This window comes from Camelimonas fluminis (assembly GCF_014656355.1).
Lineage (GTDB): Bacteria > Pseudomonadota > Alphaproteobacteria > Rhizobiales > Beijerinckiaceae > Camelimonas > Camelimonas fluminis.
This window is the reverse complement of record NZ_BNCG01000005.1, coordinates 1-11,896: the sequence shown is the minus strand read 5'-3', so window position 1 is coordinate 11,896 and position 11,896 is coordinate 1. Positions and strand designations below refer to the sequence as shown.

9 protein-coding genes and 1 pseudogene are annotated in these 11,896 nt (G+C 65.3%); 9 read left to right on the top strand and 1 reads right to left on the bottom strand.

Annotation, left to right across the window (positions count from 1 at the left end):
- Positions 1–512: 512 nt before the first annotated feature.
- The 8 genes from IE243_RS08390 (at position 513) to IE243_RS08355 (ending at position 9,827) form a co-directional block, all read left to right on the top strand.
- Positions 513–1,553 carry a septal ring lytic transglycosylase RlpA family protein gene (locus tag IE243_RS08390; protein WP_244642984.1) on the top strand — a complete coding sequence of 347 codons (1,041 nt, stop codon included), beginning with the start codon at positions 513–515 and terminating at the stop codon, positions 1,551–1,553.
- A 401-nt stretch (positions 1,554–1,954) separates the two neighbouring features.
- Complete coding sequence (locus IE243_RS08385) at positions 1,955–3,109, top strand: D-alanyl-D-alanine carboxypeptidase family protein (RefSeq protein ID WP_244642982.1); 1,155 nt, start codon at positions 1,955–1,957, stop codon at positions 3,107–3,109.
- Positions 3,106–3,786, top strand: coding sequence for a dTMP kinase (gene tmk / locus IE243_RS08380; protein WP_191318922.1), 681 nt, complete (start codon positions 3,106–3,108; stop codon positions 3,784–3,786). The genes IE243_RS08385 and tmk overlap by 4 nt, the downstream gene beginning before the upstream one ends.
- A gap of 190 nt (positions 3,787–3,976) precedes the next feature.
- Positions 3,977–5,047 (top strand): DNA polymerase III subunit delta', encoded by a 1,071-nt coding sequence (locus IE243_RS08375; RefSeq protein ID WP_191318921.1) that lies wholly within the window; start codon positions 3,977–3,979, stop codon positions 5,045–5,047.
- A 304-nt stretch (positions 5,048–5,351) separates the two neighbouring features.
- Positions 5,352–6,914 (top strand): methionine--tRNA ligase, encoded by a 1,563-nt coding sequence (gene metG / locus IE243_RS08370; protein ID WP_191318920.1) that lies wholly within the window; start codon positions 5,352–5,354, stop codon positions 6,912–6,914.
- A complete protein-coding gene (locus tag IE243_RS08365; RefSeq protein WP_191318919.1) occupies positions 6,914–7,708 on the top strand; it encodes a TatD family hydrolase in 795 nt (264 codons plus the stop codon). Before metG ends, IE243_RS08365 begins: the two co-directional genes overlap by 1 nt.
- A 313-nt stretch (positions 7,709–8,021) precedes the next feature.
- Positions 8,022–8,819, top strand: coding sequence for an MBL fold metallo-hydrolase (locus IE243_RS08360; protein ID WP_191318918.1), 798 nt, complete (start codon positions 8,022–8,024; stop codon positions 8,817–8,819).
- Between the two features lie 51 nt (positions 8,820–8,870).
- On the top strand, positions 8,871–9,827 hold the full coding sequence (locus tag IE243_RS08355) for a hypothetical protein (RefSeq protein WP_191318917.1): 957 nt from the start codon (positions 8,871–8,873) through the stop codon (positions 9,825–9,827).
- A gap of 76 nt (positions 9,828–9,903) precedes the next feature.
- Here the strand turns inward: IE243_RS08355 and IE243_RS08350 are convergent, their stop codons facing one another.
- A complete protein-coding gene (locus IE243_RS08350) occupies positions 9,904–10,854 on the bottom strand; it encodes an aliphatic sulfonate ABC transporter substrate-binding protein (RefSeq protein WP_191318916.1) in 951 nt (316 codons plus the stop codon).
- Positions 10,855–10,986: 132 nt separating this feature from the next.
- Here IE243_RS08350 and IE243_RS08345 point away from each other — a divergent pair.
- Positions 10,987–11,838, top strand: a pseudogene (locus tag IE243_RS08345) (LLM class flavin-dependent oxidoreductase); the annotation flags it as partial.
- Positions 11,839–11,896 lie beyond the last annotated feature (58 nt).

Here is an 11,896-nt window from a genome sequence, read left to right as displayed (position 1 = left end):
GGCAGGGGCAGGGGCAGGGGCAGGGGCAGGGGCAGGGGCAGGGGCAGGGGCAGGGGCAGGGCGGGCTTGGGCGTCCGCGCGGGCGCATTGTCTCGTGACGCAAGTCGATCCTGAATCAGCCGGCAAGGCCCCGCTGGCGCGCGCTGATCGCGTCAACGATCGGGCGCGCTCAATGTGTGTGTTTATCCGGAAAAGACAGTGAAAGGTTAATTGCTGGTTGTGATTGTGGCGTTTGTCGGGCGCAGGCGCGAACTGGCGATGCGAAAGGGCGCACACTGTCCGAAAAAATGTTTTCCCGCTTGAGGTTCATGAAAGGAATGCCGACAGGGGGCCGCGTTCATCTGACGTGAAACCGGCGCCGTTTTGACAAATATGCCCGTCCAGGCCAGGTTCTGCGTGCGATCGGACTGTTTCATTTTGATCCATCGCACCCCGCATCTGGAGGCTGCATTAAGGCTTTGTTAACGCGACAGGCCGGAAATGCAGTTTCAATCCTGTGACCAGGCGATTTGTTGCGCCTCTACAGAAGCGAGCCCAGGCTGGCCATGTCCGAATGCTATCCCCTGCAATCCTCCCGCAGTTTCGCCAGGTCAGCGCATGCGCATGAGGTACGGCGGGGCGAGGGAAAGCAGGGGATCAGGGCAGGCGGACTGAGCCTGGGGGGCGTGGTCCTGCGCGTCGCCGGCGTGACAGCGGCGGCGCTCCTCGTCGCCAATTGCGCCGGGCAGGTGGAGCGTCAGGGCGGCAAACAGGATCGCTTCAACAAGAAATATGGCGTGAGCTCGAGCCCGCGCGTGGTGCGCCCGGGCGATCCGGTGCCCAAGGGCGGCGGTCGCGCCATGCTGGGCAAGCCTTACACTGTTGCTGGCAAACGCTACACGCCGATCGCGAATCCCCATTATTCCGCAAAGGGCGTCGCCTCCTGGTACGGCATGGATTTTCATGGTCGCCTGACCGCCAATGGCGAGGTCTTCGACAAGGAATCCATCGCCGCCGCGCATCCAACCCTGCCACTGCCGAGCTACGTGCGCGTCACCAATCTGGACAACGGTCTGTCGCTGGTGGTGCGGGTCAATGATCGCGGCCCCTATCACGGGCGGCGGGTCATCGACGTGTCGCGACGCGCCGCCGAACTCCTGGAGTTCCGTCAGGTGGGCACCGCGCGGGTGAAGGTTGATTTCATTCGCCAGGCCTCGGTCAACGGCAGCGATGATCAGGTGCTGGCCAATACCCTTTCCGCCGCCGCGCCAGCCCGTCTGGATGGCCAGCAGACGCCTGTCATGATGGCCAGCGCGGGCTCGACAGCTCCGCAGTCGCATGAGGGGCCCCGCATGACGGCGCGCGAAACCGGCGCCGCAGGGACGTTGGCGAATGAGGCGCAGGCCGGCGAGACGCAGACCAGCGAGGCGCAGGCGGCTGCTGTGTCGACCCACATCCAGGGCGGCGCGACCGGCATGACCATGGCTGGTCTTGTTGAGGAAAGCGTGTCGACGCTTCCTGACACGGCGCCATTGCCGCCGATGCGTCCCTTGAGGGTCGCCGCAGGCAACTGAGGCCGCGGCGGTCAGCATTTCACGACAGGCAAATTTTTCGGAGAGACGGACCAGCCGCCCATTGGCTGTGCGAGCAGCAAAGCCGGCGGATTGGTCAGATCGCATCTTCCGGCGCGGCCAGGGCGGCGCCGGCGAGGTCTTTTCGTCGCTGGCCTGGGCATGGCGCCATGGGAGCGTCGGAGAGCGCTTGTGGCCGGCCGGGGATGCGTCGGCTGTTCCACTGCCGCCTTCTTGTCTTTGCGCCGCGGCCGCCGCACATTCCCTTTATGAGATTGTCCGCCATGATATTCGGACTGAAGCGGCGAGATGGCTGGCGCGCGGCCCTTCCTGGAGGCGTGAGGGCGGCGTCACGCGCGTTTGTGGGTGCGGTCGCGTTGCTGCCGGCGGCGATGGCGTTGCCCGTGGCGCCCGCGGTGGCCCAGCATGGGCGGGAGGCGGCGACAAAAACACCGGCGGCCTTCGAAACCGAGGCTGCGCAAGCGATCCTGATCGACGACGCCACAGGTTCCGTGCTGTTCGACAAGGCGGCAGATGCGCCGTTCGCGCCAGCCAGCATGGCCAAGATCATGACCGCCGCCCTGGTGTTTGAGGCGCTGTCGTCTGGAAAAATCACGCCAGACACGATGTTCAGGGTGTCGGAGCACGCCTGGCGCACTGGCGGCGGGCCATCCGGCGGCTCCGCCATGTTCGCCCTTCTGAACAGCGAGGTGCGCGTCGGCGATCTGCTGCGCGGCATGCTGGTGCAGGCGGGCAATGACGCCGCCATCGTGCTGGCGGAAGGCATTGCCGGCAGCGAGCCGGCGTTCGTCGCCCGCATGACGGAGAAGGCGAAAGAACTGGGTCTGATCCGGACAACGTTTGTCAACGCGTCCGGTCTGCCAGATCCGGGGCAGATGACGACGGCGCGCGACATGGCGCGGTTGTCGCGCCATGTGATCGCCGCCTGGCCCGAGCTTTACCGGGTGTTCAGCGAGCCAGAGTTCACCTGGAACAAAATTCGCCAGCGCAACCGCAACCCGCTGGTGCAGGCGGTGAATGGCGCCGATGGCTTGCAGACCGGCTACACCAGGGACGGTGGCTTCGCCCTGGCGGGCTCGGTGGTGCAGAACGGCCAACGCCTGGTGTTCGTGCTGACAGGCCTCAAGACCGCCGCTTCGCGGTCGGATGAAGCGCGCAAGCTTGTGGAGTGGGCGTACAGGACGTTCGAAGCGCGAAAGCTGTTTGAAGCTGGCGCGACGGTTGGCGAGGCTGGCGTGTTCGGCGGGGCCAGCGGCTCGGTTGCGCTGGCGGCGCGTGCGCCCGTCAGCGTGCTGGTGCGCCGGGAGGGCGGGGACCGGCTGACGGCGCAGATCATCTATACCGGTCCGGTGCAAGCGCCGGTTGCGGCGGGCGCGGAAATTGGCAGGCTTGTGGTGCTGCGCGGCGATGCGCCGGCGCTCGAAACGCCGCTATACGCCGCCGCCGCCGTCGCGCGGGGCAGCCTGCCGCAACGGGCGATGGACGGCGCGGTTGAACTGGCGGGCGGCTGGATCCGCAAGGCATTGAGGCGCGAATGAGCGACGGGGCGAACCTGCGTGGGCGATTCATCACCTTTGAGGGGGGCGAGGGGGTCGGCAAGTCCACGCAGATCAGACTGCTCGAATCGCGACTGCGCGCCGCTGGTCTGGACGTGGTGGTGACGCGTGAGCCGGGCGGCTCACAGCGCGCCGAGACCATCCGCGAATATATTCTGGGCGGCGGCGCCCGCGCGCTCGGCCCAATGGCGGAGGCGTTGCTGTTCAGCGCCGCCCGCATCGATCACATCGACAGTTTGATCCGCCCTGCGTTGCAGGCGGGCAAATGGGTTCTGTGCGACCGCTTCGCCGATTCCACCCGCGCTTACCAGGGGGCGAATGGCAAACTTGGCGACGATGTCATGCAGGCGCTGGAGCAGGTGACGCTGGCTGGCGTCCGGCCCGACCTGACGCTGGTGCTGGACATGCCGCCAGCCATTGGCCTGCAGCGCGCCGCGTCGCGCCGGGCCGCCGGCGCCCCGGCCGACCGTTTCGAAAGCGAGGGGCTGGGGTTTCATGCGCGGCTGCGCAAGGCCTTTCACCAGATCGCCAACGCCGAGCCACGACGCTGCGTCATCGTCAATGCGGACAGGACTGCCCCCGAGGTCGGGGCGGACATCTTTCGCATCGTCGACGAGCGGCTGGGCGATGCGGCGCCGGCGCCGGCAATCACGCGCTAGAGCGCATTCTGATCGACCAGACGGAAACGTCTGGTCGATCAGAATGCGCTCAAAACAAGGGAAACTGGAGCAATTCCCGATCCATGTAGATCGGGAATTGCTCTGGCGCCCCGGTCGCCAGATAAAACAGCGGCGTCCCGAGCCGTCATCCTGACATACCGGGCGCGCCACACACAGGGGACACAACGGCATGGCAAGCGGCGCGGATGAAGCGATCGGGCCAGACCAGCATCCTGGCGCGCCGCATCCGCGCGAGCAGTCGCTGCTGTTCGGGCATCAGGAGGCCGAGACGGCGTTTCTTGAGGCCTGGCGCGGCGGCAGGTTGCATCATGCCTGGCTGGTCGGCGGCCCGGCGGGCATTGGCAAGGCCACCTTTGCCTGGCGGGCGACGCGATTTCTGCTGGCCAACCCCGATCCGTCGGCGTCTGGTGCAGCGGAAGCCTCCAGCCTGTACGTGGCTCCGGACGCGCGGGTTTTCCGTCAGGTTGCCAGCGGCGCCCACCCGGATATTGCGGTGATCCGTCGTGGGCCGCGCAAGGACGGGAAGGGATTTTCAGCTGAAATCGCCGTTGCCGACGTGCGCCGGGCGCTTGATCTGTTCGCCGCGACAGCCAGTGGCTGGCGGGTGGTGATTGTCGATTGCGCCGATGATCTTAACGCCGCCGGCGCCAACGCCTTGCTCAAGGCCATCGAGGAGCCGCCGCCGCGCGCCATCGTTTTCGTGATTTCGCACGCCCCGGCGCGCACCCTGCCAACGATCCGCTCACGCTGCCGGCGGCTCAACCTGCGACCGCTGGCCGACGCCGACGTGACCAGGGCGGTGCGCTCGCTGGGCGCGCCATGGAGCGATGCGGAAGAGGCTGAACTGGCGGAGGCGGTGGCGCTGGCGCACGGCTCGGTGGGCGAGGCTCTGGCCATGCTCGACGAAACCCGGCGGGCGCTGATCCGCCAGACCCGGGGGCTGCTGGACGCATTGCCGCGCATGGATGTCTCCCAGGCCCTGGCGCTGGCCGACAAGGTGACCGGCCGCGACCAGGAGGAGGCGTTTCGCACGGTGCTTGAAACCGTTGGCGACTGGGCCTCGGCGGTTGTGCGCAGCCAGGCCGGACTGGGGCCGCGTCGCCTTGCGCCCCTGGTCGAGGTGTGGGAGAAGAACGCCCAGGCGGCGCGCGAGGCGGAGAGCTACAATCTCGACCGGCGGCCGCTGGTCATGTCGATGTTCGGCGACCTTGCGGAGGCCGTCCGGCGACTTTCCGGCTGACAGGCGCATGCTGACAGACGCGCCTGACCGCAGCGGGAGCATTGTCCTCAGGCGGAGCCTGGCTCCGTTCCGCCTGACGACAGTGCGACCAGGGAGCCAACTCCGTTCATGCTGATCGGGGCTGGTCCTGTCCTTTGGTTGGACGCGTTTTCCCGGCGCGAAGTGGCCGCCACCTTGCGTGGAAGCGCGTCAATACAGAACATGGAGCAGGCGTCCGGTTCAATCAGACCGGATATGCTCCGGGATCGGGTTCCGGCGGCGCGCCGCCGTCCGGCATCCGGCTCAAACCGACGAGTTATTGCACATGGCAGCCGGCCGCCCGACGTTTTACATCTCCACAGCGATTTCCTATCCCAACGGCGCTCCGCATATTGGCCACGCCTATGAGGCGATCGCCGCCGACGCCATCGCCCGCTTCAGGCGGCTGGATGGCCATGACGTCTATTTCCAGACGGGCACCGACGAGCACGGCCTGAAGATGGTGCAGACGGCGGCAAAAGCCGGCGTGACGCCCCGCGAACTGGCTGACAGGAACTCCGCCCTGTTCCAGGCCATGTGCGACGGCCTGTCGGTGTCCTACGACCGGTTTTTCCGCACCACCGATCCTGCCCATTACGCCGCTTGCCAGGAATTGTGGCGGCGCATGCGCGCCAATGACGACATCTATCTGGACACTTACGCCGGATGGTACTCGGTGCGCGACGAGGCGTTCTACGACGAGAGCGAAACCACGCTGCAGGGCGATGGAACGCGCCTTGGTCCGCAGGGCACGCCCGTGGAGTGGACCGAGGAGCAGACCTGGTTTTTTCGCCTGTCGAAGTATCAGGACCGTCTGCTGAAGCTCTACGGGGAGCAGCCGGATTTCGTCGGCCCGGAGTCACGGCGCAACGAGGTGGCCAGCTTTGTGCGCGGCGGCCTGCAGGACCTGTCGATCTCCCGAACCACCCTGGACTGGGGCATCCCGGTGCCTGATGCGCCGGGCCACGTCATGTATGTGTGGATCGACGCTCTGGCCAATTACATCACCGGCGTTGGCTTCCCGGACGAGAACAATCCGAAGTGGCGTTACTGGCCGGCGGACGCGCACATCATCGGCAAGGACATCATCCGTTTCCACGCGGTGTACTGGCCGGCGTTCCTGATGTCGGCGGGCGTGGCGTTGCCGAAGCGGGTGTTCGGCCATGGCTTCCTCTTCAACAAGGGGGAGAAGATGTCCAAGTCGCTGGGCAACGTCATCTCGCCGGCCGATCTGGCCGCGGCCTATGGCGTCGACCAGATGCGCTATTTCCTGCTGCGCGAGGTGTCGTTTGGTCAGGATGGCAGCTACAGCCATGAGGCCATCGTCAACCGCGTCAACGCCGACCTCGCCAACGATCTGGGCAATCTGGCCCAGCGCTCGCTGTCGATGGTGGCGAAGAATTGCGACGGCAAGATCCCGCAGCCGGGCGGTCTGACGGTGGAGGACGCCGCCATGCTTGCCCAGGCCGACGCCCTGCGCGACAAGGCGCGCGCCGCGCTCGACCAGTTTGCCCTGCACACGTATCTGGCCGAGGTCTGGGCGGTCGTGGCCGAGGCCAACCGCTATTTCGCCGCCCAGGAGCCGTGGAAGCTGCGCAAGACCGAGCCGGATCGCATGGCCACGGTGCTGTATGTGACGGCAGAGGTGATCCGCAACGTCGCGATCATGGCCCAGCCAGTGACGCCAGCCGCGGCGGAAAAGCTGCTCGACCTGCTGGCTGTCGACGCGGACAAGCGCGACTTCGCGCATCTGGGCCGGGTTGGCCGGCTGATCGAGCATACGCATCTGCCGGCGCCGGCGCCGGTGTTCCCGCGCTATGTCGAACCGGAAACGGAAGCGGCCTCCTGATGCTCGTCGACAGTCACTGCCACCTCGATTATTTCGCCAACGACTTCGATGAGGTGATGGCCAGGGCGGAGGCCGCCGGGGTGACGCGCATGGTGACCATCGCCACCAACGTGCGCAAGGCTCACGTCTATCGCGAGATCGCCGAGCGCGATCCGCGCGTCTGGTTCACCGTCGGCACCCATCCGTTGCACGCGGGGGAAGAGCCGGACGTCACCGTGGACGAGATCGTCGCCCTGGCGCAGCATCCGCGCTGCGTCGGCATCGGTGAGGCCGGGCTGGATTATTTTTACGACAAGGACCCGCCGGAGGTGCAGCAGGCGGTGTTCCGCACCAATATCGCCGCCGCGCGCATTACCGGTCTGCCGCTGGTGATCCATGCGCGCAAGGCTGACGACGACATGATCGCCATCCTGCGCGAGGAGATGGCGAAGGGCGCCTTCAAGGCGCTGCTGCACTGCTTCTCCTCCGGGGCGGAACTGGCGCGCGCCGGCGTCGAACTGGGGCTTTATGTGTCGTTCTCCGGCATCCTGACCTTCCCGAAATCGGAGGATATCCGCGCCATCGCCGCCGAAGTCCCGGCTGACCGGCTGCTGGTGGAAACGGATTCGCCTTATCTGGCGCCGGTTCCGGTGCGCGGCAAGCGCTGCGAACCCGCCTACACCGCCCACACGGCGCGGGTGCTGGCTGAGGTGCGCGGCATGGATGCGGCGGCGCTGGCCAGCCTGACAACGGACAATTTTTTCCGGCTGTTCGACAAGGCCGCCGCCCTTGAGAAGGCCGGGCGAGGCCAGTGATCTGCTTCCGGCATGCGCATCCTCCATACAGAGCGGTGGAATGAATGCCGGAATCAAGGGCGATCACTGCCAGCTTGCTGATTTGATAGTGGAGTTTTGAGTTTGGCATTTGCGGGCCGCGTGATGTGAGGGTGGAAGCAAATGTCAGATTCGTTCCACGGGCATTTTCCGGCAGGGCTGGCGCCGTTTGGCGCGGGGAAAATGCGTCAACTTGAAGGGATGGAGCGTTTTCTGTGAAATGGTTTTCGCCGAAAATGCTCCAGGGAATTCCGGTCCTCATGAACGGACCAGGCCCTGGAAACTGGGGGAGCGCATGAGCCTGAAGGTCACCATTCTCGGCTGCGGCTCATCGGCCGGCGTGCCGCGCGTGGGGCAGGGGTGGGGCGCTTGCGATCCCGCCAATCCCAAAAACCGGCGTCGGCGTTGCGCCTTGCTGGTGGAGCGGGTCGGGGCAGGCGGCGCCACCACGGTGCTGGTCGACATGGGGCCGGATCTGCGTGAGCAGTTACTGGACGCGGACGTGCGCAAGCTCGACGGCATCCTGCTGACTCACGAGCATGCCGACCACACCCATGGCATCGACGATGTGCGGCCGCTGGCCATCGCCATGCGGCGCCGCCTCGACGTGTGGATCGACGACAAGACCTTTGCCTTCCTTGAAGACCGCTTCGACTACATCTTCCGCACGCCGCACGGCAGTTCCTATCCGCCAATCCTGCGCCGCCATCCCATGACGATTGGCTCGGAAGTGGTGGTTGACGGCGCCGGCGGCGCGGTGCGGGCGTTGCCGTTCAACATGCTGCACGGCGACACCACGGCGCTGGGCTTCCGCTTCAATGATCTGGCTTACGCCAGCGACGTGCATCTGATGCCGGAGGACAGCGTCGCCATGCTGCATGGCCTCGACGTGCTGATCGTCGATGCGCTGCGCCATACGCCGCATCCGACGCATTTCAACGTTGCGGAAGCGCTGGAACTGATCGCCCGGGTGCAGCCGAAACGCGCGGTGCTGACCAATTTGCATACGGACCTGGATTACGCGACGCTGGCGGCCGGGTTGCCGCCCCACGTGACGCCAGCCTTCGACGGCATGGTTCTGGAGACGGCGTGAAGATCATAAAGACGGCCAGCGACATGGCTGGCCCATATGGGAGGAACCGTCATGTCGAAAGCCTTCGCGACCGAAATCCATGACGACGGCGCGGTGATATCCGGGCCGCTGCGCGGTCCGCGCCAGATGTTGCAGGCGCAGTCCTACGATGATCACGCCTCGATTCACGACGACGCCACGGCGCAGAAGCTGGGCTTCAAGGGCGGCACGATCGAAGGGCCAACGCATTTCAGCCAGTTCGCGCCGCTGGGCGAACATCTGTGGGGCAAGGCCTGGCTCGAAAGCGGCTGTATTTCGGCCCATTATCGCAGCCCCTGTTATGAGGGCGATCTGGCCCGGGCTTTCATGCGCAAGCCGGCCGATGGCGCCACGCACGCCGAAATCTGGATGGAGCGCGAGGACGGGGAAGAAGTGCTGCGCGGCACCGCCTCGGTTGGCGACGCCAATCCGCCGACGGCGCTGGAGCAGCGACTGCAGACCCTGAAGGCGCCTGACGTTCTGGTGATCCTGGCCGATGTGAAGATGGGCCGTTTTGGCGGCCGCATTCCGGTGCGCATGGCCATGGATCAGAACATGGGCGCGCTGTATCCGTTCAGCCTTGGCGACAAGCTGAAAGTCATCACCGAGCCGTCGTCGTGGTATGTATCCGGCGATAATCCATGGGGTCGGGCGATCATCCCGATGGAAATGATCAGCGTGCTGTTGGGCTCGCCCGAGAACGGCCGCCTGCCGGCGCGCGGTCCGGCGGTTGGCCTGTTCGCCGACCAGGAAATCCGCCTGGTCAACGGCCCGCTGTTCGTTGGCGAACCTTACGAACTCGAGCGCGAGGTTGTTGGCCTCAGCGGCAGCCGCCGCACCGAAAGCGCCTGGGTGCTGACCCGCGTCTACCGCGCCGGAACCGACGATCTGGTGGCGACGATGCTGCTCAATAGCGCCACGCTCAAAGATTCCTACGCGCCTTACGAGGCTGAGTTGCAGCAGATCATGGCGGCGCGCCAGAGCGCCTGAGGCCGACGGCGTTTTTCAAATCGGGGCGTCATGCCTGGCGGAAAAATGCGTCAGGCATGCCTCGTATGCTTCACTGTCAGGATGGTGGAGACCAGATCGGCGCGGACGTCGCGTCGATCTTTTGCGGGATCAGCCCGGCGGCGAGGAAAACGTCGGCGATGCGCTGCTGGTCGCCCAGCCTGTCGCGCTGCACGGGGAGAACCTGATAGCTTCGCCGCTGGTTGACGGCGCTGACGACGTCCGGCGGCACGTCGCCCCAGATGGGCGCCAGCTTCTTCGCGGCGGCTTCCGGGTTGGCCTTGACCCACCGGCCCTGTTCAGCCAGCGCTTCGAAGACGATCTTCACCACATCCGGGCGTTCGTTGGCGAAGCTGGTGTTGACCGTATAATAGCGGCTGTAACCGCTGAGACCGGTGGCGTCAGCGATGGTCCGCACCGGATGCTGGTGCTCGGTGATCGACAGGAACGGATCCCAGATCACCCAGGCGTCGATGCTGCGCCCCTTGAACGCCGCCGCGCCATCTGGCGCTTCCAGATAGGCTGGCGTGATGTCGCTGAATGATAGCCCCTCGCGGGCAAGCGCCGCCGCCAGGATGAAGTGACAACCGGAGCCGCGCGAGACGCCAACCCGTTTTCCCTTCAGGTCCCGCACGCTGCGTATCGGCGAATCTGCATGCACGATAATGGCTTCAGCGGACGGCGAGGGCGCTTCAGTTGCGTAAAACGTGAGCTTTGCGCCGGCGGCCTGCGTGAAGATTGGCACGGCGTCAGCCACATCCGCATGAAACTCCACCGAGCCGGCGTTCATCGGCTGCAGCACCGACGTGAACTGCTTCCAGTTCACCTCCAGACCCAGCGGCGCCAGCCGTTTTTCAAGAACCCGCTCTTCCTTGAGCAAGGTCAGCAGCGTCGAGGAGCGCTGGTAGCTGAAGCGCACTGGCGCGGCCGCGCCGGCGTGGGAAGCTCCTGACAGCACGACGGGCGCGGCGAGCGCGCCGGCAAGTACCTGGCGACGTGTCAATATCATTGATATGCATCCTGACTGTTTGGATGCAGTGTAATTTTGTTTGCATGGACAGCAATATAGTCTTTGATTTATTATGTACTGGTGAAAGTAAATTGAAATATTATTTCTGAACAACGCGAGTGCGAGGAAAAAATGTCTCAAAACGAGCTGCGTTTTGGCATATGGGCTCTGGTGCATGGCAACAGGGCGGCGTTGCATGATCCGGAAGAGCCATATGACGCGTCATTCGCGCGGAACCGCGCGCTGGTTCTGGAGGCCGAACGGCTCGGATATGCGACGACGCTTGTGGCGCAGCACACCGCCAATCCACTTGACCGGGATCTGGGCCAGCTTGAGGCATGGACAACCTCGGCCGCTCTGGCGGCGTTGACCAGCCGGATCGAGATCATCGCGGCGATCAAGCCATATCTCTATCATCCGGTCGTTCTGGCCAAGATGGCGCTGCAGATTGAGGAAATCAGCCAGGGGCGTTTTGGTCTCAATCTGGTCAACGCCTGGAACCGGCCCGAACTGGAAAAGGCCGGATTGCCGTTCGCGGAGCACGATGCGCGCTATACCTATGGCGCGGAATGGCTATCCGTGGTCAGCCGGCTGATGTCCGGCGAGGCCGTGACCCATCACGGCGAGCATTTTCACATCGACGATTATCAGCTCAGACCGGCGGGCAAATTCCGGCGGCGGCCAGCGATCTATGTGGGCGGCGAATCCGAGCCGGCGCGGGCGCTGGTTGCCGCCCAGGGCGATGTCTGGTTCATCAATGGACAGCCACTGGACGACGTGCGCGGCCTGATCGCGGATTTGCGGGCGCGCCGACGCTCCGGCGCGCCGTTGCGCTTCGGGCTGTCTGCATTCGTTATCGCAAGGCCGACCCAGGCTGAGGCGGATGTTGAGCTGGCGCGACTTGCGGGTCTTGCGCATCTGGACGCGCCGCTGCGCGACATCCAGCGGAGCAACACCGATCCGGCCGTGGTGATGATGAAGACGTAACCGCTGTTCTCAGGCCACGGCCTTGATTGGGTCCGAGGCGTATGCCCATGGCAGC

Excerpts from the sequence above, each read along its gene's own strand:
- tmk (WP_191318922.1), top strand. The coding sequence starts at position 3,106 with ATGAGCGACGGGGCGAACCTGCGTGGGCGATTCATCACCTTTGAGGGG.
- IE243_RS08375 (WP_191318921.1), top strand. The coding sequence starts at position 3,977 with ATGGCAAGCGGCGCGGATGAAGCGATCGGGCCAGACCAGCATCCTGGC.
- metG (WP_191318920.1), top strand. The coding sequence starts at position 5,352 with ATGGCAGCCGGCCGCCCGACGTTTTACATCTCCACAGCGATTTCCTAT.
- IE243_RS08365 (WP_191318919.1), top strand. The coding sequence starts at position 6,914 with ATGCTCGTCGACAGTCACTGCCACCTCGATTATTTCGCCAACGACTTC.
- IE243_RS08360 (WP_191318918.1), top strand. The coding sequence starts at position 8,022 with ATGAGCCTGAAGGTCACCATTCTCGGCTGCGGCTCATCGGCCGGCGTG.
- IE243_RS08355 (WP_191318917.1), top strand. The coding sequence starts at position 8,871 with ATGTCGAAAGCCTTCGCGACCGAAATCCATGACGACGGCGCGGTGATA.
- IE243_RS08350 (WP_191318916.1), bottom strand. The coding sequence starts at position 10,854 with ATGATATTGACACGTCGCCAGGTACTTGCCGGCGCGCTCGCCGCGCCC.